The organism is Clostridium gelidum, assembly GCF_019977655.1.
GTDB classification, from domain to species: domain Bacteria; phylum Bacillota; class Clostridia; order Clostridiales; family Clostridiaceae; genus Clostridium; species Clostridium gelidum.
The window spans coordinates 3,162,489-3,183,790 of sequence record NZ_AP024849.1; the positions used below are offsets into that span (position 1 = coordinate 3,162,489).

Sequence of the window (21,302 nt, forward strand, 5' to 3'; positions counted from 1 at the left end):
AATCTTTTAACTAAGTGAGTAGAATTAAACGGATGGTCTACCGTTAAAAGGACAGTAATATCGGTGTTTATCACCTGTATTATGATGAGTGTGTATTTAATTATACAAATTTAGGTGGTACCGCGATGATATTCTCTTCGTCCTATTATTATAGGATGAAGAGTTTTTTTATTATATAAATTTATGATAATTAACAAATAAAACTTTTTTATGTTTCATAGATTCTTAGGAAGGTGAAATAAAAATATTTATGTAAGGAGTGATTTTTTTGAAATATAATGGTGCTGAAATTGTTATTAAATTATTAGAAAATGAGGGTGTAGAATATATATCTGGTATACCAGGAGGCTTTAATCTCCCACTATATGATGCTCTATATAACAGTAAAATTGAACATATACTAACTCGTCATGAGCAAGGTGCTGGCTTTATTGCACAAGGAATTTCAAGAAGCACAAATAAAGTTGGTGTATGTTTTGCGACCTCTGGTCCTGGTGTAACTAATCTTCTAACTGCCATTGCAGATGCTAAACTTGATTCTATACCACTTGTTGCTATAACAGGTCAAGTTTCTTTAGCTGCTATAGGAACAGATGCTTTTCAAGAGGTAGATGCTTACGGTTTAACAATTCCTATTACTAAGCATAATTTCTTAATCAGAAATATGAATGAACTTTTTACTGTTATTCCTGAAGCTTTTAAAATAGCACAAGACGGAAGGCCTGGTCCTGTGCTAATTGATATACCTAAAAATATACAAACACAAATTATTGAACTTAAAGAATTTCCGTCTTCTACTCTTTCAGGACATAATAATTTGCCTTTGAAAAAAGATTTAAAAGGTTCTACCCTTTACTGTATGGCAGAATTAATTAATAATTCAAAAAAGCCCATAATTTATGCAGGTGGCGGTGTAGTTAACTCTAATGCTTGTAATAATTTATATGAATTCGCAAAGAAAAATAATATTCCTGTAGCTTTAAGTCTTATGGGCCTTGGTGCTTTTCCATGTGACGATGAATTAAGCCTTGGAATGCTTGGAATGCATGGAGCACCGTTCACTAATTATTTACTTAATGAAGCTGATTTAATCTTAGCTCTAGGTGTAAGATTTGATGATAGAGCTACAGGAAATGTAGAAAAATTTTGTCCTAATGCTCATATTATTCATATTGATATTGATCCTTCTGAAATAAATAAAATTAAAGCAAGTAGTCTTTCAATGGTTGCAAACATTTATGATTTTATAGAGGCTATTCTTCCACACATTGAAGCTAAACCTAGGAATTCTTGGGTTGAAAGAGTTAAATGTTTTAAGGAAAAATATCCACTTCCTTCCTATGAAAATATATTGCACCCAGCTAATATAATTCCTTTTATAGGGAGCAAAATGCCAAACGATACTATTATTACGACAGATGTTGGACAGCATCAAATGTGGGTAGCTCAAAGATATCCATTTAAAGATCCAAAAGCATTTTTAACTTCTAGCGGTCTTGGAACCATGGGATTTGGACTTCCTGTAGCTATAGGTGCAGCTTTAACAAATAAAGATAAAACTATAGTTTGTTTTAGTGGTGATGGTTCTATATTAATGAATATTCAAGAACTTGCGACATTAGCTGATTTAAATCTTAATGTAAAAATAATTATATTAAATAATCATCATTTAGGACTCGTACGTCAGCAGCAAGAATTATTTTATAACCAGCATTATATAGCATCACACTTTATATCAAATCCAAATTTCAAGATTATTGCAGAAGGTTTTGGCATACAGTCCTGTGATCTAGAAAATGAAGAAAATCCTTTAAAGAAGCTAGAGGAAATATTGTCTATTAAAGGACCATGTGTGATCAATATCCCTATAGAAGAAACAGAAAATGTACTTCCAATGGTTGCTCCTGGTGGATCAAATATAGAAATGATAGGTGGTGAAAACTTTAATGATTAATACTAATTTTTATCTTATTGAATTACTTGTTAGAAATCATTCTGGAGTGATGAGTCATATAACAGGACTTTTTGCCCGTCGTGCCTTTAATCTTGAAGGCATTCTTTGTGCACAAATAGGTGATGGTACTACAAGTAAGATGTTTCTACTTGTAAAGAATAATTCCGTTTTAGATCAAATTATAAAACAATTAGAAAAACTTTATGATGTGATTGAAGTTTCAATTCATCAAGATTATGATCAATCTGTATTCCAAAATCTTGATGCTGTGCTTAAACTAAAATCTGAATCTTAGAAATTCTATATTATTTTTTTGATTGTGCCTTAGTTATAAACTTTTATTAAATATGAAAAAAACTTCAGTATTAGCGATCCTGCTATTACTGAAGTTTTTTATTTAAGTAATATTACTACTCTTAAATTAATAGGTTTATAATATTTTTCATTGAAGACAAACTTCGTATCTCAATATATTTTCACTCATCTTTTTAAATATCTCCTTAAAAGCACTATAGAAATCATCAATAGTTATACTCTTTTCAGATTCTAAAGCTTTATATAGGTCATTATCATTAAATTTTGTTATTGATATATTCATTAAAAAAGCATTTTCAAAATAATTTATAGCACTTTCATTAAGCCTTCCTTCAATTGATTTAATTAAATTAGCTTTGTGTTCTTGTGATATTTCTCCATTAACAGTAACTAAAATTTTATTCTCATTAGAATTAAAACCAACCGTATGATATCCATAATTAACTAGCATTTTTAATATCTTTTTACTATCATTGTAATCTCCACTTCTTAAACTAAAATCAATTCTGTTATTATAATCTTGATTAGAACTCTTATAGGATACAGGTTTATATTCCCTATAATAATCTTTTCGATTTCGAATTATAGTACGAATTGTACTGTAATAATATTTTTTAGGATCTTCCAGGCTTTCTTCACCTTCAATTATTCTATTCCACAAGTCAACTAAATATCCATTATATCTTTCATAAAGCATAGTCATCAAAGCCTGTACACTCATTCTTTCTTGATTTAATGAAATGCTTATTATTTTTTCTTTATTTAAAGGTTTAATCTTTATACTTTTCCCTAAATTTTCACTTTCATGTTTTATTAATTTTAATAACTGCAAAAAATCATTATTTGTTTTTAACGTTCTCAATGTATTTTTATCAATATCATTAAATTGTTCTGTTATAATAATTCTATCTTTTGAAATTCCTATTTTTTTAGAAATATTAGTTTTTATAGTATCTACTAAATTTCCTTCACTACTTAAAAAATTTATTTTATTTTCATCTCTTAATAATTGTTTTCTATAAAAATCAAATTCATTTAATATGCAAAATATTCTTTTATTTAAAGTTATCTTATTGATATTTTCTTTAAACTTCGAAAAGTACAAAGCATCTTCATTACAATTGGCTAATATCATAAATAATTCTTTATAATCTTCACCAATTCGATTTTCTATTATTTGAGCAATACTTTTATATTGAGTATCATTTTGATAATAAATAAATACATTTCCTGAAAATTGTTCCATGCTTGATGGAGCCTCAATATATGCTCTTTCAACCATAAGTGCACAAGAACTTCTTATTCCATATAATATTTCACATAAACTATCAAGCTGTTCATTGCAATACTTATTAGTAAAATTTTGATTTTCATTTATATATTCATTGCCCTCTTCATTACCCGAATAATATTTTGAAATCATTTTCATCCACTTACAGTAATATTTTGGGAATTTAATTTGAAATTCATTAAAATACTTTTTCCATATAAAATCGTCTTTATCTTCAGCTATTTCATTATCATTTATACAATTTATCTTTTTTACTTCATTAAGTAATTCATTAAATTTAATTGATTCAAATATCCTTTCTATATTATCTACCTCATAAAATTTTTTCAAAGACAATTCACTAGATTGATTTAATATATCTATAAATTCTTTCTTAAACTTGATTAATTCATTGTCTTTTATATTTTCGCTAATATTCTCATTTTCAAAAATAAGACTTGCTTCATAAACAGATTTCAAAATGTTTTCCTTAAGTTCCTTAAGTATTTCTTCTTTTTTTCTTATACATAAATAAACACTAACAATATTACTCTTTATTGATGAACACAATATTTCTGTAGGAAAACTATTATCACAAATAGAATCTGATGCATCTAAAACTCCTTGTTTAACCAATATTTTTAGTAAACTTGTTTTTTTAAAATTATTTATGCCCATTATATTTATTCTTGTCTTAGTTTCATTTTCAAATTTTATTTTTATATTTTTCATAATATCCTCCTTCTATAGAGTACTTATTAATAATTTGTTATTAGTCTTTATGATTTAGTAGTATATGTTAATATACAAATCTATTATTATAAATATTCTCTTTACTTAATATTTATTCCATTAATAAATAAAATTAACACTCATTTATAAAGATAAACAATATGGAGTTACTACGAATTTTTACATATTGTACGCTTAATATATAACTTTTCCAATATTTTTCTTTTTTTAACAGGAAAATCTACATATATGTAGAATTAATATACTGTGGGTACAAATAATAATTGTAATGGAGATGGTTAAATGGGAGACAATTTAAAAATAAATGAAATTATTGATATCAATGAAAATTTACACAAACTAAAAATTGATGAATTAAAAATAGGTATGATTTTAGGAGAAACTATTAATGTTTCCGAAAAAAAAATACTATTAAAAAATGATACTATAACAAATGAAATATTAGAGATGTTACAAAATAAAGAAACTCTGGAGGAGGTTTGTGTTTATAAAACTAAAAAATACTATAATAGTGATTTTGAAAATCCTGAAAATGAATCTGTGGAAAATAAAGATTACATAAGTGGCTACAACGATAAAATAAAAATTAATGTTGCTGATACTGTAGCTATATTAGAAAAAACTTTTGATTCAATATCTGCGAATTTAAATCAAATTTTTTACAAGCTAGGTATGCTTAAGGGATCTAATATTGATGAAATTAGAACTATCTCAAAACAACTTCAAGAAAAAATGACTGATCTTAATGCCCTTATAAACGCTATAGTATTCCATGGAAGTGGAAAAGATTCAATATATCGTCACGGTATCAATGTAGCTGTGCTCAGTAATCTTTTAGGAAAATGGGTTGGACTTGATGAAAAAAAGGTTAATCTTCTTACTTATTCTGGGTTGTTACATGACATAGGCAAAACTAAAATAGATTCAAAAATCTTTACTACAAATGATTTGCTAAGTGAAGAAGATTTTAACATAGTAAAATCTCATCCTCTATTAGGATATAACATCGTTAAAGAAATTAACTTTTTAGATAAATCAGTTGCTCAAGGTATACTAATGCATCATGAAAGATTAGATGGAAGTGGATATCCTCTAGGATTACAAGATGATAACATATCACAATTTGGTAAGATAATTGCGATAGCAGATGTTTTTGATGCTATAAATTCCAATAGATCTTATAGAAAAAAGAAAGCTCCCTTCGAAGCACTTGAAATAATAAAAAAAGAAAGCTTTGGTAAATTAGACTACAAATATTCTAATATTTTTTTACATCATATGTTTAGTTATTATGTTGGAAAAGATGTAGTGTTAAACAATAACAAAGTAGCACAAATAATTCAAATGGATATTAATGACTTAGATAGGCCATTAATATTATTAGAGGATTCTTTTATAAAGTTATCTCTAAATAGCGATTTAGAGATTGTAGAATTTGTTCTTTAATTCATTTCTTTATATTTTTATAATACTGAAACAATTTCCGTACTTATAATATTTATTTTTAAATTTATCTTCTTAAATTATAGACCTAAAGATCATGCATTTTATTTTAAATTGCATGATCTTTATTTTTATCTGACAAATACAAATAATGTATTTATACTATTTGATCATCATATAATATAATTTACATCGAATCTAATTTTACAACATATGGATAATTAAGTGCTTAATAATGTACTCTAACTAACCAAAACTGCATTTTTTTATCACTCCATCCTAGATCCCATGGCACATTATTTCTATCTGTATTGTGACAAGTTACTAAGGAATATCCTTTTGAATCAACACCAGTAACTACAGATACATGAGTTATATCGCCCTTCTTTTCATATGCTATGAAGTCTCCGGGAAGAAGCTTATAAGAAGCCTTATATACTTTTTCATAACTTCCTTTAGCAACCACTGAAGCTCTTCCACTATTTATCATAAAATAAGTAAACTTGCCTGCATTAACCCAAGGACCTGTGACACTTCCTTTATCATAATTCCAACCTGAAGTTTCCTTGAACTTTCCTCCCTCATGTAATACTTGTGAAGCAAAATTTGCACAATCTCCTCCCTCTGGATTAAAATTTCTATACTTATTGTTATATTTATAATTATAATCCTCAATAGTTGCCGATCCACAGAATTTTTCTGCATATTCTACTACACCTTTTCTTCGTTCATGAATATCAGATATATCCCTAGCTGGTTGTGATTTTATATATTCTTTTATTTCATCAGCCTTAATAGATTCTAAACTTAATGAATCTGCAAAAGGATCAGTATACCATTCCTTTGTTATTATCCATTCTCCGTCTCTCTTAGTTAATGAAAGCGAATGATGGGTTCCAATTCTTGAACTATTAATTTGTTCTGGTTGATCTGGATATATGTATTTATATTCAGTATTACATAATATATTAAAAGAACATTTATCTTCTTTTATTTGTGATTTTTTAATTACAACTTTAGGTATTATATCTATAAATTTAACACCTTGCTTTTCTGCCCAATTGTTTATGTATTTTACCTTTCTTTGCTCATATTCATAAGCCCACTGACCATATCTTGTATCTGTAGCATACAATGATTCTATTGAGTCTAAGTCTTTGCTTAATACTGCTTTGCTTTTTACTTTAAATATATTCTCTACAAAGCTTACTGCTTCTTCTTCAGTTTTAATATCTCCTATAACTGTTTGTTCCATATTAATATTAACTAATAAAAATACTAAAGTAATCATAAACATCTTTATAATTATTGATAAATTCTTATTAATTTTAGAGAGTCGCATATTTACTACCCCTTTCTAAATAAATATTATTTTACTACAGTACATTGTCAATTATCTCAATGTATTTTTTTGTGGCTTCTTCCTCTAAAGGTGCTCCTTCATACCAATCACTATTACTATTTACGTTACCAAAATATTTAGCCTTTAATATTATTTCTGGTCTATACTCAAAATGTAAAATATCAAAATGTCCCCATTTTCCTCCCCATACAAAATTGTTCTTTTCAAAGGCTTCAACTAATTCCTTAGGGTAATCTTTCAATCTTTCTTTCCCTTGTTTTTCAGAGCTCCATTTCCAATAATCTCTTTTATCACTTTTTAAATCAATTGCTATTCCATAAGAATGAGGACTTAATCTTCCCGTGCCTGATATAACTCTATAATTATAAGTCCCACTAGCAGGATAAAGAATACTTCCTATATCTCCTCTAGTTTTGGCTAATGTCATTGATTCTTTTAATGCATCCTCTAAAGATGTATTAGCTTTATTTTTACTATTAAATTGATAATTAGTATATCCATACTTTAAAGCACTTAAATTTTTTTCTATAGATGCTTTAGAGTTTCCATAAACTTCATTAAATAATTCATAATGTCTAGCTCTTCCTGGATCAAAAGTTTTATCCATAATTTCTGTGTTTTTTTCAAGAGGATAATCTTGTTCTAACATATCTTGAATATCTGCATTTTCTAACTTTTCATCATGATTTTTCTGTTTTTTATCATCATAAATAATTTTCTTGCCAGACTTCATAACCAAGTAAACTTGATCATCATTCTTTTTTTCTACTCCTACTATGTACTCTGGATAAGCTAACATAAGTATTAAAATGTCTTGCTTCATCTCAATATTGTAATCTTGATTGATTGATGCTTTTGAAGTAATTGATATATTAAGAACCATTAATAAGCATATTATAAAAATATTTATCTTTTTTATCATTATATACACCACCTTTAAATCCTATAAATATATACTGTCCCAATAATTAAAATTGTATGTACAATGGTCTTTTTTTAGTCAAAAAAATGGGGCTGTTGCAAAATGATTTTAAAAATTCAGTAAATCGCCAACATATTTTAGTATTTATTCCCATACTTACTTTCATACTCACTTCTATACTTACCTCCATATTTATTTCCATGGTGGCTATTTTAAATAAATGTTGCTGAGATTGTTTAAAAATTGTATTGTATGGCAAGTATTAAAAAGGAAGCAAATATATATTGCACTCTCTAACCTAAATGTATATGAAAAAAAATTGCAGCAAGAGGTGAATCTTTTTGATACAAAAAAAAGTAAAATCAAAGAAATTAAAACAACATATAAATAATTTTTTAAAAAAAGACATTTATAAAAACAAAAAAATTGAATGTTGTCAAATTTGTGGTGGGAAAAATTATATTAAACATGGCTCATATAAGGGGATACAAAGATATAAATGTAAAGATTGTGGAAAAACTTTCTCGAATATGACAAATTCACTATGGAGTTATTCAAAGAAAGACCTAGATATATGGGTAAAATTCATAGAATTAATGATAAAAAGGAAATCCCTAAGGTTTTGTGCTAAAAAATTAAAGATAAGTGTAACAACTGCTTTTTATTGGAGACACAAAATTTTGAATGGATTAAAAATTGATAGTGTTCCCAAAAAATTGGAAGGAGATATACATATTAATAAAACAATAATAGTAGAAAACTTTAAGGGATGTCGAAATATAATGACAACTAAAAGAAGTAATATTTGGGTTATAGCAGCAAAAGGAAATGAAGATTCAATGCTTGTTATGCCTGCATTTAAACATTGTTGGATGAGAGGAATATTCTATGAAAAGGTATATTCTAGAATCGAAAAGGGATCCTATATCATTCCATATAATGACAGATATATTACTGCTGTAGCAAAAGAACATAACAAAAAGTTAATAAAAGAAAGAAAAGAAGATGATCGGGTGAAATTTATTATTATGAATATAATCAAATGGTTTAGCCCTTTCAAAGGAATTGCTACAAAATATTTAGAAGAATATCTTTCGTTTTTTATATTATTTAATTTAGATAGAAAGATTGATTATGTGGATATAATATGTTATTTATCTTTTGGAAACAGATTTATAAGGACAAAAGAAATAGGATTATAGGAAATCTGAAATCATACTTGTATTTACGAAATAAAACTATAATTGTAATAAGAATAAAACTAGGCTTGTAAAATAGGAATTAAAATTATACTTGTACTTAAATACTAACGCTAGCTTGCCATGAGTGAAAATTTATTTATTATAGGTTTAAAATATATATGTTGCAATAATACTATTACAATACAGTAATTTCCATAAATACAAATCATTAAGTTCTACAACAAATAATAGACTTGCTCTGTATTACAGCGTAAAATCTTTATTCCAACTTATATAGTACTATTTTAAACAACATTTTTTTAAAACACTCAGCATGGAATTTAAATACATAGAGTCTGGCTATTAACATATTAGATTCTATTTTGCAACAGCCACATTTTAACTAAAATCTAGATATTATTATAAAAATCTAATACTTGTTTTAAATAGGGTTTTTGGACTTCATCTTTTTCCAAAAATATTTCATGTCTAGAGTTTTCTATTTTTTGAATTTCACATTTTTTTGCTTTTTTTGCAAATTTATTTTGGCCACCTGGTTTTACATAAAAATCTTTTTCAGCTTGAAATAATAATACTGGGATTTCAACTTTTGATGCATTAATTTCTTTTACAATTTCTTTGGTTATTTTTAAAGATTCCCATGTCCAATTGTAACTTGCCCCACCTCTGTGAAATTCTTCATTATTAGCTATAATATCATCACTATATTTATAACGAATTATAGAGCTTGTACCTATTTTATCTATATTGTACTCAGGCATATAAGGCCCTTGACCTAATACATATTTTCCACCATTACCAATTAAAACTTGAAACCTTACTATTATATAAGCTAAAAAAGTAGGTATATTTCCGGTATCAACTTCAAGCATTGGTGCGTTTAATATGGCTCCATCAAAATAATCTCGATAATCTTCTAAAAACTTTGCACCAATTGCTCCACCCATTGAGTGAGCAAATAGTAATACTTTTTTGTTTTCATTATTACTCATAACAACTTTATCCATAAAAATCTTCAAATCAGAAACATATTGATTGAAATCTTTCAAATTCACTTGGGTTTTATCAGCTATTCCAAGTGTATCTGATCTTCCATGACCTCTATGTTCAACACCAAAAACGTTATATCCATTTTTCATAAAGTAATAAATCATCTCATGATATCTTTCTAAATTTTCACAATATCCATGAGATATTACAATATTACCTTTTGCATCTAGAGCCTCGTAATTTTCATAGTATAACTTAACGCCTTCATCACCATTCAAATATCCACATTTTAATCTACTATTGATATAAGGTTCCGCAATATTCTTCATGTTTTCATCATAATTATCTTCATATATATATATTTCATTTAAAGCATCTTCTGTTTCAGATGCATTTGAAATTCTATTATTCAATCTGTATACATCCTTCCTTTTCATAATAAGATTTAATACTTTTATACAAGAAAAAGCTATATTTACAACAATAATCTTATTCTTATTCCAATATAGATATTACCCACTTATTGCATGAAGTACACTTATGTACTGTTATAACGAATAAATCAAATTTCTTATTTAATTCCATTACTCCCATAGTATCTCTTTCTTCTTTAGTTACAAATTCATCATTTTCATCTATGTAACCAATTATCTCTACTAAATGATTTTTGCGAGTATTATCACAACATCCGTTAGACCCTGCAATTTCTATTGTTTCATAATCTAATTTGAGACTTAATTCTTGTATAATATCTATTATATCTTCATAATCTTTTATATCATCTACAAAATCCTCTTCATAAAATACTAAATCCTTAACTTGAAATAATTTATTCATATGTTTCTCCATTCATTTTTAGTTTTAATATACTAAAATTATTTTTATCTTTACATTATAGTATTTGGAAGTATTTTTAGCAATAAAAAATCAACTACCACAAGCTTCAAATATGTGGTAGCTGACACTAATTAACTTTAAACTGTTCTCATAAAAATCTAATTTAATGTAAATACATATTATATTTTAAACCTAGATACAAATACTGAAAAGCTATTGACACTGCTCATAATTATATATATTAAATAACTATTATATATCCCCTCTAATAAAGAATTATCAATTTATTAGAGGAAATACACTTATGCATAGTTATTACAAACAAATCAAATCTTTTATTCTTTAGGTATAGTTTTATCATTTTTATCAATGTATCCATTTTTTCTATCAAACGACAAAAAATATGTATATAAGTAAACTTATGAACTATGATAGTTCTATAATTTCACTTATATATTTAAGTCTATTAAAAATAACCAGTTGAGTTTATTAAACTATATGGATTATCAAATCATTATCTACATCTATAGTTTTATCATCTAATTTTTCTCCATTTATAGTTACATTTGTGAAAGTAAGATTTTTAACATTTTGTAATATAGTCTCACCTTTTACTCCACTTAAAACTACATCTTCTAGCACTATATTTTCAATCGGAGCATCTTCAAATCCTTTTATGTATAGAGCATGTTTCGCATCTATACTACCACCATCAACTGTCTTAATATTTGACAATGTTATATTTCTTAAAATAGGTTTGTGATTACCTTCTGCTCCTTCTTCATAAAAGAAATCTGCATGAATTACAGCAATTTTAGATTTATTTACAGTACTATTTTTTACAAATATATTTTCAAGCTTTCCGCCTCTTTCAGCATTTGTTTTAAACCTTATTGGATAATCTAATTTTATACTATCGAAAAAGTTATCGTGGGCAAATACGTAATTAACTCCACCAGATATTTCACTACCAATAGTTATTCCACCATGACCATCTTTAAATTCATTATTTCTAATAATTATATTTTCACATGGCACACCAATATTTCTTCCTTCGTTATTTCTTCCTGATTTTATTGCAATGCAATCATCACCAGTTAAGAAATAGCAATTTTCTATTATTATATCTTTACATGATTCAGGGTCAACACCATCATTATTATACAAATTAGTATCTATCCTAATTCCATCAACTTTTATATTCTCACAAAGAACAGGATTTACTTCCCAAAAAGGAGAATTTAATATTTTAATATCTCTGATTAAAATATTTTTAGATTTATATAGTTGGATAAATGGTGACCTTATAGTAGATATATCATCACCAAATATTCTTTCTGTTCTTACAGGAGCATTTATTTGCCCCAAATCAAATAATCTTTCTCTTTGAATTTGTTGATCTTCTTCATTAAAATATCCAAACTTCCATGGCATCCAATTAAATTCATCTGCACATCCATCTAAAGTTCCCTTTCCTGTTATTGCTATATTCTTTTCTTTATAGCAATAAATAAAAGGTGAGAAATTTATAAGTTCAACACCTTCCCATCTTGTATAAACTAATGGATAAAATTCATTTGTTTTATTTCTCACAAATTTTAAAATCACATTTTCTTCTATATGTAATTCAACATTACTTCTAAGATTTATAGCACCTGTATAATATATATTAGGATTATTAGAATCAGCACTACCTTTTATAACTACTTTTCCGCCACCATTAGAAGTAGCATCATTTATTGCTTCTTGTATTATATCTCCGTAATATTCTATTTCTCTAACATTTTTTATTAATGATTTACTAATATACTCTTTATCTTGTTTCAATTGACTTTTACTACCTTTATATTCACCATTTGGATGAGTTAAGTACTCTTCTTCAATATTTCTTACTAGAGATTTATATTTTTCATCTAAAATATTATATTCAATTTTATTTTCTAATACTGGCATATTATTATTTACTTTGTCTTCAATTTCTTTGTATAATTTTTCATTCCATTCAAATTCACCCATTATTTTTATACCTCCTATTTTTTAACAGCCTAATTCATAATCTTTATTTCTCCGTCAAGCTTTAGTCCATTATGGATTATATTTATAAACTTAATTTTTTATTTTTAAATTATAGAAATCTACACCTCAAATAAAACTCTGAGGTGTAAATATGCTCTAAATTCTTTTATTGAACAATTATTTAAGTTATTGCTAAGTTATTGCTAAGTTATTTTAAACTTGTACTTTTATAAGTTTACTTGTGTTCCGCCTTTAACTTCAACAATCTCTGCATCAACACTTAGCCAAGCTGATTGAACAGATGGATTATATACAAAACTTGCATCCATTGAAAATCTTAAATTATTGCATACTTTCATATAATCAACTATCTCGATGTTGGTTGCATACCATATATCATTTCTGTGTCCAATTTTTTTGCAAAATTCTTCTATAAGATTCCAATTATTATCTCGTACAAATTCGTAGCTATGACCCCAAACATAGAATATATACATATATTGCTTTTTACTCAATTCAATAAATTCATCAGCAAATTTAATTAAATTATAATTATGATGACATGTAGCTTTCCATTCTAAAAAATCTTTTGGCAAATTAAAATTTTCACTATTGCCAACAATTCTTGAATACTCAATGCCAACATATTGTAACATATTCTTTATCTCATCATTATATGATCCATTTGGATAAGATAACCCTCTGACTGGGTATTTAACTAAATGTTCCAATTCTTTTCTATCTTCAGTAATTTCCAATACTACTTGGCTTATTGGAGATCTTGCTATTGTTGGATGAGTCATTGTGTGACATGATACTTCATGTCCTTCATATACACTTTGAATTTCAGATTTTGGTATTCTAATGCCATAGATATCACTTGGTGCTGTTGGTGGAGATCCTATTAGCCCTGAATTCAGATTAAATGTTCCTTTTATTCCATTTTGGTTAAATATACTAATTAATTTTTTATCAGGCCCTCTTCCATCGTCATAACTCATTGTTAATACCTTAAACTTTCCACCTGGAAAGCATTTATAAATAACTTTCACTTTTTTCATACCTTTCTCTTGCAAATAACAATTTTTTATCGAATTGTTCTAGCTTTTGCCCAAAGCATTTTTGAAAAATAATTTAAGGATGTATATAACTTTATATGTGCACTTTTACCATCATTTACTTTACGCAGTTGCTTTAAAATTTAGCGTTTTATTTGTATATGCTACATTATTGTTTCCAAAACATTGTTCATATTTCCAACCTGTTAATACTTCAACAGCTTCTTTAGCTTCTGTAGTTACATCATCCATTAAACCACCAGCTTTAATTCTATTTACTTCATCTACCAATAATTTGTGAGTTTCTTTTGTAAGTTTATATCTTGAAGCTGCAATCCAAGCTATTGTAAGTAATACTATTGGGAATACAATTGTAACTACAGATATACCTGTTATCGCGCTAGCTGGTTGTTCTACCACTTTATCTTTTGCACTTGAGCTGATAAAACCAAAAGCTGATAAACCAACTCCAAGTACAATTGATTCTATTGCAGCTGCAAGTTTCCCAAATAAACCATTTATTCCATTGTAGATACCTTCTCTTCTCTTTAATGTAAGTGCTTCATCTATATCTGCAACGAATCCCATTTGGTAAGTTGGTATATAGTCAACAGCAGCCTTACCTACAATGTTAACTATTGTGAAAATGAAGAACAAAGTTAAAGTCATTGAATTATGTCCTGCAAATACAAGATATACATAACCTAAAAGTGAGACTAATATTATTCCAATACCTAGTTTAAAAGTCCTTGGACCACCAAATTTATATGCAAGTATTATATATATAAATATAGCTACAAGTGAAATTCCAGAAGAAACACTGTTTACAGCTGATACATTAACTTTTGTTAAGCTTAAAACATACATTGCAAAGAAAGTAAGAACTCCACCTGCAAGTTGTTTGTAAATACTACCTAAGAACCACATTATGCTGTGAAGTCTGAATGCTTTAAGTCTCATACATGAAACTAAATCCACTCCAAGTTTTTTGAACACTTCTACAACTGAACCAGCTGCATCTTCATAAACAACTGTTTTAGGATCTCTTTCATATACATTAAATAGAAAGAAGAGTAGGGCTAGTGTGGTTATAATTCCCCAAGAAAGTCCTATATACCAGAATGATTGAGCTGAACTATTTCCATAAGTAGTGAAAATCCACGCAGTTATCAAACCTGATATAAATCCTGATAAAGTACCACAATATTGTTTTCCTCCAATAAGCTTTGCTTTTTCAGCTGCATTTTGAGTCATTTCAGCTGGAAGAGTTGTCCCAGGTACAAATATTAAAGTATACGATATTTCATATATCATATTAACAGCAAAGTAATACACAAAAGAGTGTCCTGCTATCCATAAGCATGGGAATATAATTGCTATTCCAACTATTCCAAGTGCTATGAAAGGTTTTCTTCTACCAAATTTTCTACCTAATTTTGTTTGCCCAAAACTGTCACTTATAAATCCTAATAATGGATTTCCAACAGCATCGATAATTCTTGCGATTACGAAAATTGATGATGCTTTTACTACATCAAGTCCACAAACAGTAGTATAAAATAATAATAGCCATGCAGACATTAAGCCTTGGGCTCCACTCCCCAAAAAGTTTATACTTGAATAACCAAGTATATTTCTTAATTTAATTTTTTCGTTCATTATCTTTTCCTCCTCATATAATTTGAGTACTCTCGGAAACTCTATATCGCCCGAGTTTACTTAATTTTTATTTTTAGTATTCCTTTTAGTTTATAGTAGATTTGCTTCTGCTGATGCTAATATAAATGGTCCAAGACCCTTTGGTTCATTGGAAACTATAGGTTCACTTATATAATATGTAAATGATCCATCTCTATTGTCTTTTCCACCAAGTCCTGCAACAAAACAAATTTTATTTAAATTAATAAGACCTTCTTTAGTTTCTAAAATAAATTCATCAACTAATCCTTTAAAAGATGCTTTTCCAAATTCTCTTAATTCTTCTGGAAGATATCCTTTTCTAATTCCCTTAAAAATTGAATACGCTATCATTGATGATCCTGAAGCTTCTAAATAATTACCTTTTCTATCACCTTGATCTAATACTTGATACCATACATGACTATCTTTATCTGCTACTTTTATAAGTGCATTTACACAATCATTAAATATGTTAAGAACTTCTGCTTTATATTTATTATCTTCTGGCAGTTCATCTAATGTATCAACTAATGCCATAAGATACCATCCCATAGATCTACTCCAGAAATGTGCTGATAATCCAGTTTCTTTATTAGCCCAATGTTGAACTCTTGCATCATCATATGCATGATATAAAAGACCAGTTTTTTTATCAATTAAATGGTTCTTAGCTATAACGAATTGTTTTGCTATATCATCAAACTCACCTGCATCTCCGAATTCGTTTACATACTTTGCATAAAAAGTTGCTCCCATATATAAACCATCTAACCATATTTGTTCAGGATAAATTTCCTTATGCCAGAAAACTCCTTCTCTAGTTCTTGGATGATTATCAATTTGTGTTCTTAATTGTTTCAATGCTTTTTTGTATTTTTCATCTTTTGTTTCCTTATATATTGTTAATAGTATTTTTCCATTATTCAAATGATCAATATTATATTCATCTTCTTTATAACCTTTAATAGATCCATCTTCTTGAATAAAAGTATCCATACATTCTTTTATATAATCAAAATATTTTCTATCCTTAGTTTGTTTCCAAACTTCCGCAATTCCATCAAGTGTTAACCCGAATTCATAAGCCCAATAACTAGTTAAGTCAGTCTTTCTTTCTATTACTGAATCTGCCATCCATTTTGCATAATCTTTCATTTTATGATCCTCCTAATTTCAGTTCAATTTTTTTCAATTATTATATAATATTAATAAAGTTTCTGCATACAATGCTATATTTTATTTATTTACATTAAGGTCGTAAATATTGTACTTAAATTTAAAAAGTTAATAAACCGTAACTTTTCAAATATACTTTTTAGATGCAGAAACTTTATTTATAACATCAAATATTGTACTATGATTTTAAACTATCTTACTAACCAGCCACCATCAACTGCAAGTATATGTCCATTAACATAATCTGATGCTCTACTTGCTAAAAATACAACTGCTCCCATTAAATCAAATGGATCAGCCCATCTATCTGCTGGTATTCTTCCTTGTATTTCAGCATTTCTTTCTTTATCGGCTCTTATTGGTTCAGTATTTGCTGTCTTTATATATCCTGGTGCAATAGCATTTATTTGAATATTCTTACATGCAAGTTCATTAGCAAAAGCTTTAGTTATACCTGCAACTCCATGTTTACTGGCTGTATATGATGGTACAAATTTTCCACCTTGAAATGCTAACATAGATGCGACATTAATTATTTTTCCAAAGCCTTGCTTAACCATTATTTTAGCTACATCTTGGCTTAAGAAATATAATGCATTTAGGTTAATATCTATTACTGCATTCCAATCTTCTTCTTTATATTCAAGAAGTGGAGCTCTTCTTATAGTTCCTGCATTATTTACTAATATATCTATCTTTCCATATAACTGTACTGTTAACTTCACGATGTTATCTCTATCTTCTTTATTGGTTAAATCACCTTGAATAAATCTAACTTGTCTTCCTTCTTTTTCTATTAATTTTCTAGTTTCATCCCACTCCTTACCATGAGTTGGAATTACCAAATCTGCCCCTGCCTTAGCTAAAGCTACTGCATATGCTTGTCCAAGTCCCGTGTTTCCAGCTGTAACTATTGCCACTTTCCCTTTCAATGAAAAGAAATCCATTGAAAAACCATCTAATATATTTGCCATATTTGTCTACCTCAATTCTAAAATATTTATTAGTACATGAATGAAAATAATGGTTTCAAGATGTGCCTTATCTTAAATCTTTAATTTCTATATTATCCATATCATCAAATGTTTTGTTTTCTCCACACATACCCCAAATAAACGAATAGTTTTGAGTTCCAACGCCTGAATGAATTGACCAACTTGGAGAAATTACAGCTTGTTCCTTTTTCATTACAATATGTCTTGTTTCTTGTCCCTCTCCCATAAAGTGCATTACACATTGATCTTCTGGAATATCAAGATATAAATATACTTCCATACGTCTTTCATGCGTATGACAAGGCATTGTATTCCATGCACTTCCTGGTTCTAATATTGTAAGTCCCATTACTAATTGGCAACTTTCACAAACCTCTGGATGTACATATTGATTTATTACTCTCTTATTTAAAGTAAGTGAATCACCACATTGTACTTTATTAGCTTTTTCCAAATCAATTTTTACTGTTGGATAGGATTTAAGTGCTGGTGCTGAATTAACATAAAATTTTGCTGGATTCTTAGAATCTACTGACATAAATTCAACATTTGTAGTTCCTTGCCCTATATACAACCCATCTCTATATTCCAAATCATATTCTACTCCATCAGCTATAATATTTCCGGCTCCACCTACATTTATAATTCCAAGTTCTCTTCTTTCAAGAAAATAGTCTGTACCTAATTCCTTACATACTCCAAGTTTTAATGTTTCCTTTATAGGTGTAACTCCACCAAATATTATTCTGTCATTATGACTGTAAACTAAATTTATTTCGTCTTCAATAAATATTTTTTCTACTAAGTAATACTTTCTTAATGTTTCTGTGTCATAGTGTTTTGAATCATCTGGGTGATTTGAATATCTAATTTCCATATTCATAATTATAATCTCCTTCATTTCTAACTTAATTTTCAGATTATTGCACACGTGTTCCTAAAAAGTTAAAATATAATTCAAGAACATAGCTTGTTCTTGAGCTTAAATTAAAAGCATATATTTAGAACTTACAATATGCTTTTTAATCTTATAATTAAACATTGTGCACACGTGTTCCTAAAAGGCTAAAATATAATTCAAGATTTATAATGTGCTTATTAATACTTAACTTGTATTTAAGCACTTTGCACACGTGTTCCTAAATCTTATAAATTTATTATATATGGTAATGTAAAGAATTGCAATAGCTTTTCAAAAAAATCTTTTTATGATCATCTTATCTTATTTATTGAGTATTAATTAAATTTTTAATGGAATTGCCCATTTCTAATTTTGATTGTAAATATATCTTTTTATCATATATATTTTCATCATTATTTATTAATTTAAAAAGTAAATCAATTGCAATTTTAGCTATTTCTCCGATAGGTCTTTTTATTGTAGTAATACTTGGGGTAAGAAATTCTCCGAATTCACTTCCATCAAATCCCAAAATAGAAATATCATCTGGGACTTTTAATCCCTTTTCTGCAAGAGCTTTTATAGCACCAGCTGCCATTTCATCATTAAACGCAAATATTGCCGAAAAATATTCTTTCTTCTCAATAATTTTTTTAGCTTGTATATAACCGCCTTTTACAGTAAAATCTCCATTTACTATTAAATTTTTATTTAAATCAATATTATATTTTTTAAAAGCTTCTAAATAACCTTTTCTTCTCATTTTAGTAGAATCAAAATTTTCTATACCTTCAATTATTGCAATATCTTTGTGCCCTTTTTTTATCAACTCTTCGACACCCTTGCAAGTACCTATACTTTCATCAGTAAATATATTTATAACATCAAAGTTTACTTTTCTATTTATAACAACAAGTGGTATTTCCTTTTCTAAAATTTCTTTTATAAACTCATCATCATCTACTTTTTGGCTTACCACTAATATTCCATCATAGTTCTTAGGGTTTATTGTATTTTTCTCATAGGTATCTATACCTTTAACAATAACATTATATTTTTTATCTATATTTCTATATACATTATTTATTACAGTTTGGAATACAAACGCGGAAGTCCCATTATCTATTGTTGAAAAGAATACGCCTATATTATAAGCCTTATCCATTCTTAAGCTCCTAGCACTCATGTTAGGCGTGTAGTTTAATTCTTTAACTGCTTTAAATATCTCCTCTTTAGTCTTTTCATTTACATTTTTAGAACCTGTTAGTGCCCTAGAAACAGTTGAATGGGATATACCAAGTGATTTTGCTATATCTTTAATCGTAGTAGCCATTATTATCCTCCATAAACTTCTTTTATATATAATCATATACTATTATATCAGTTATTGTTGAAAATATAATAAAATAATTTTTCCCATATGCATAAATACAATGAATTATAAATTATCATATATTTTTGTTAAGTATATAATTCCTTCATCTATATCTTCTGGAGTTGTACTTTCAAGAAGTACATCTATATATGGTTTTTTTTCTTTTATCAAAGACAATAATAATGGATAATTGAATTGACCTTTTCCAATTGCTGCAAGCTTAATTTCACCATCTGTATATTCGAAATCCTTTGCATGAATTGCAACTATTCTATCTCCAAAAAGTTCAAAAGATTTTCTAATTAAGTCATCTTGTTTATCATAGTTGTTTTCATTTATAAGATTGACTGGATCAAAAATAACTTGTACGTTATTTGACTTAACATTATCTAATACACGTTTCATTCTTTCAGGTGTATTAATTACATGTTTTGCAACTCCTTCTATGCCAACCATTACTCCAAATTTTTCTGCTTCTTTCACAAGTATTTTTATTGAACTTAATGTTCTTTGAAATGCTTCTTCTGTGTTATTTTCTGGTGTATACACATATTCTTTATTAAGTGCTCCAGTTTCTGTACCTACAATACTACAACCAAAATCTCTTGCAAATCGTATATATTCCTTAAAGGTATCCAATAAACATTTAAGTTCATCATCATCTGGATTAGCTAAATTTATGTAACATCCGAGTATGCTTACATTTATATTATATTTAGAAAAAGTATCCCTAACATATCTAGCCATTCCTGGTGTAATACTTCCCTTAGTAAGTTTAAATCCAGTTTTGACTTTTTTAAGTGCTAAATGAACGCTTTTAAAGTCTTTTTCATGTATTCTTTCCCCTAGTTCATCTAAATTACCATGAATCACATCATGACATCTAACTCCAAGTCTCATAAGTATTCTCCTCATCTTTTTGTTTACAAATTCACGCGTATATTGCACACGTGTTCACAAATGTTTAAATTTATTTTATATCACTTATGAACAAATTTCAAGCCTTCATAGATATTAAGTTACTATATTTTACTTTAATATCTAATAAAGGC

At 27.6% G+C, this 21,302-nt stretch carries 17 protein-coding genes and 1 other annotated feature (1 of these 18 only partly in view); of the genes, 4 read left to right on the forward strand and 13 right to left on the reverse strand.

What is annotated here, in order from left to right:
• Nucleotides 1-148, forward strand: a binding site (T-box leader) (it extends 111 nt beyond the left edge of the window).
• A 120-nt stretch (nt 149-268) separates the two neighbouring features.
• Together ilvB and ilvN are read left to right on the forward strand one after the other, a co-directional pair.
• Nucleotides 269-1,954: a biosynthetic-type acetolactate synthase large subunit gene (ilvB, locus tag psyc5s11_RS14205; RefSeq protein WP_224033161.1), complete on the forward strand. Its 1,686-nt coding sequence runs from the start codon at nt 269-271 to the stop codon at nt 1,952-1,954.
• The gene (gene ilvN / locus psyc5s11_RS14210; protein WP_224033162.1) at nt 1,947-2,249 is read left to right on the forward strand and encodes an acetolactate synthase small subunit; all 303 of its coding nucleotides are present in this window, start codon (nt 1,947-1,949) and stop codon (nt 2,247-2,249) included. The genes ilvB and ilvN overlap by 8 nt, the downstream gene beginning before the upstream one ends.
• Nucleotides 2,250-2,396: 147 nt before the next feature.
• Here ilvN and psyc5s11_RS14215 read toward each other — a convergent pair whose 3' ends face one another.
• Nucleotides 2,397-4,271: a hypothetical protein gene (locus psyc5s11_RS14215; RefSeq protein ID WP_224033163.1), complete on the reverse strand. Its 1,875-nt coding sequence runs from the start codon at nt 4,269-4,271 to the stop codon at nt 2,397-2,399.
• A 303-nt stretch (nt 4,272-4,574) separates the two neighbouring features.
• On the opposite strand from psyc5s11_RS14215, the gene psyc5s11_RS14220 reads away from it, so the two are divergent.
• Nucleotides 4,575-5,738, forward strand: coding sequence for an HD-GYP domain-containing protein (locus psyc5s11_RS14220; protein ID WP_224033164.1), 1,164 nt, complete (start codon nt 4,575-4,577; stop codon nt 5,736-5,738).
• A gap of 226 nt (nt 5,739-5,964) precedes the next feature.
• Here the strand turns inward: psyc5s11_RS14220 and psyc5s11_RS14225 are convergent, their stop codons facing one another.
• Both psyc5s11_RS14225 and psyc5s11_RS14230 read right to left on the reverse strand, forming a co-directional pair.
• Nucleotides 5,965-7,077 (reverse strand): amidase domain-containing protein, encoded by a 1,113-nt coding sequence (locus tag psyc5s11_RS14225; RefSeq protein ID WP_224033165.1) that lies wholly within the window; start codon nt 7,075-7,077, stop codon nt 5,965-5,967.
• A 34-nt stretch (nt 7,078-7,111) separates the two neighbouring features.
• Nucleotides 7,112-8,020, reverse strand: coding sequence for a M15 family metallopeptidase (locus psyc5s11_RS14230; protein ID WP_224033166.1), 909 nt, complete (start codon nt 8,018-8,020; stop codon nt 7,112-7,114).
• A 341-nt stretch (nt 8,021-8,361) separates the two neighbouring features.
• Here psyc5s11_RS14230 and psyc5s11_RS14235 point away from each other — a divergent pair, with 341 nt between their 5' ends.
• Nucleotides 8,362-9,222 (forward strand): IS1/IS1595 family N-terminal zinc-binding domain-containing protein, encoded by an 861-nt coding sequence (locus psyc5s11_RS14235; RefSeq protein ID WP_224033167.1) that lies wholly within the window; start codon nt 8,362-8,364, stop codon nt 9,220-9,222.
• Nucleotides 9,223-9,611: 389 nt separating this feature from the next.
• Here the strand turns inward: psyc5s11_RS14235 and psyc5s11_RS14240 are convergent, their stop codons facing one another.
• From psyc5s11_RS14240 to psyc5s11_RS14285, 10 genes are all read right to left on the reverse strand, one after another.
• Entirely contained in the window at nt 9,612-10,625 is a 1,014-nt protein-coding gene (locus psyc5s11_RS14240; RefSeq protein WP_224033168.1) for an alpha/beta fold hydrolase, read from the reverse strand.
• 82 nt (nt 10,626-10,707) lie between these two features.
• A complete protein-coding gene (locus psyc5s11_RS14245; RefSeq protein WP_224033169.1) occupies nt 10,708-11,049 on the reverse strand; it encodes a hypothetical protein in 342 nt (113 codons plus the stop codon).
• Between the two features lie 489 nt (nt 11,050-11,538).
• Complete coding sequence (locus psyc5s11_RS14250; protein WP_224033170.1) at nt 11,539-13,065, reverse strand: glycoside hydrolase family 28 protein; 1,527 nt, start codon at nt 13,063-13,065, stop codon at nt 11,539-11,541.
• Nucleotides 13,066-13,292: 227 nt separating this feature from the next.
• Complete coding sequence (locus psyc5s11_RS14255; RefSeq protein ID WP_224038192.1) at nt 13,293-14,117, reverse strand: polysaccharide deacetylase family protein; 825 nt, start codon at nt 14,115-14,117, stop codon at nt 13,293-13,295.
• Between the two features lie 129 nt (nt 14,118-14,246).
• Complete coding sequence (locus tag psyc5s11_RS14260) at nt 14,247-15,782, reverse strand: MFS transporter (RefSeq protein WP_224033171.1); 1,536 nt, start codon at nt 15,780-15,782, stop codon at nt 14,247-14,249.
• A gap of 90 nt (nt 15,783-15,872) precedes the next feature.
• Nucleotides 15,873-16,958, reverse strand: coding sequence for a glycoside hydrolase family 88/105 protein (locus tag psyc5s11_RS14265; RefSeq protein ID WP_224033172.1), 1,086 nt, complete (start codon nt 16,956-16,958; stop codon nt 15,873-15,875).
• 212 nt (nt 16,959-17,170) lie between these two features.
• Nucleotides 17,171-17,953, reverse strand: coding sequence for a 2-dehydro-3-deoxy-D-gluconate 5-dehydrogenase KduD (gene kduD, locus psyc5s11_RS14270; RefSeq protein WP_224033173.1), 783 nt, complete (start codon nt 17,951-17,953; stop codon nt 17,171-17,173).
• A 67-nt stretch (nt 17,954-18,020) separates the two neighbouring features.
• A complete protein-coding gene (gene kduI, locus psyc5s11_RS14275) occupies nt 18,021-18,857 on the reverse strand; it encodes a 5-dehydro-4-deoxy-D-glucuronate isomerase (protein ID WP_224033174.1) in 837 nt (278 codons plus the stop codon).
• A gap of 343 nt (nt 18,858-19,200) precedes the next feature.
• On the reverse strand, nt 19,201-20,208 hold the full coding sequence (locus tag psyc5s11_RS14280; RefSeq protein WP_224033175.1) for a LacI family DNA-binding transcriptional regulator: 1,008 nt from the start codon (nt 20,206-20,208) through the stop codon (nt 19,201-19,203).
• A gap of 105 nt (nt 20,209-20,313) precedes the next feature.
• Nucleotides 20,314-21,150 (reverse strand): sugar phosphate isomerase/epimerase family protein, encoded by an 837-nt coding sequence (locus tag psyc5s11_RS14285; protein WP_224033176.1) that lies wholly within the window; start codon nt 21,148-21,150, stop codon nt 20,314-20,316.
• Nucleotides 21,151-21,302 lie beyond the last annotated feature (152 nt).

Coding starts and splice junctions, on each gene's coding strand:
- ilvN (WP_224033162.1), top strand. CDS start 1,947: ATGATTAATACTAATTTTTATCTTATTGAATTACTTGTTAGAAATCAT.
- psyc5s11_RS14215 (WP_224033163.1), bottom strand. CDS start 4,271: ATGAAAAATATAAAAATAAAATTTGAAAATGAAACTAAGACAAGAATA.
- psyc5s11_RS14220 (WP_224033164.1), top strand. CDS start 4,575: ATGGGAGACAATTTAAAAATAAATGAAATTATTGATATCAATGAAAAT.
- psyc5s11_RS14225 (WP_224033165.1), bottom strand. CDS start 7,077: ATGCGACTCTCTAAAATTAATAAGAATTTATCAATAATTATAAAGATG.
- psyc5s11_RS14230 (WP_224033166.1), bottom strand. CDS start 8,020: ATGATAAAAAAGATAAATATTTTTATAATATGCTTATTAATGGTTCTT.
- psyc5s11_RS14245 (WP_224033169.1), bottom strand. CDS start 11,049: ATGAATAAATTATTTCAAGTTAAGGATTTAGTATTTTATGAAGAGGAT.
- psyc5s11_RS14250 (WP_224033170.1), bottom strand. CDS start 13,065: ATGGGTGAATTTGAATGGAATGAAAAATTATACAAAGAAATTGAAGAC.
- psyc5s11_RS14260 (WP_224033171.1), bottom strand. CDS start 15,782: ATGAACGAAAAAATTAAATTAAGAAATATACTTGGTTATTCAAGTATA.
- psyc5s11_RS14265 (WP_224033172.1), bottom strand. CDS start 16,958: ATGAAAGATTATGCAAAATGGATGGCAGATTCAGTAATAGAAAGAAAG.
- kduD (WP_224033173.1), bottom strand. CDS start 17,953: ATGGCAAATATATTAGATGGTTTTTCAATGGATTTCTTTTCATTGAAA.
- kduI (WP_224033174.1), bottom strand. CDS start 18,857: ATGAATATGGAAATTAGATATTCAAATCACCCAGATGATTCAAAACAC.
- psyc5s11_RS14280 (WP_224033175.1), bottom strand. CDS start 20,208: ATGGCTACTACGATTAAAGATATAGCAAAATCACTTGGTATATCCCAT.
- psyc5s11_RS14285 (WP_224033176.1), bottom strand. CDS start 21,150: ATGAGACTTGGAGTTAGATGTCATGATGTGATTCATGGTAATTTAGAT.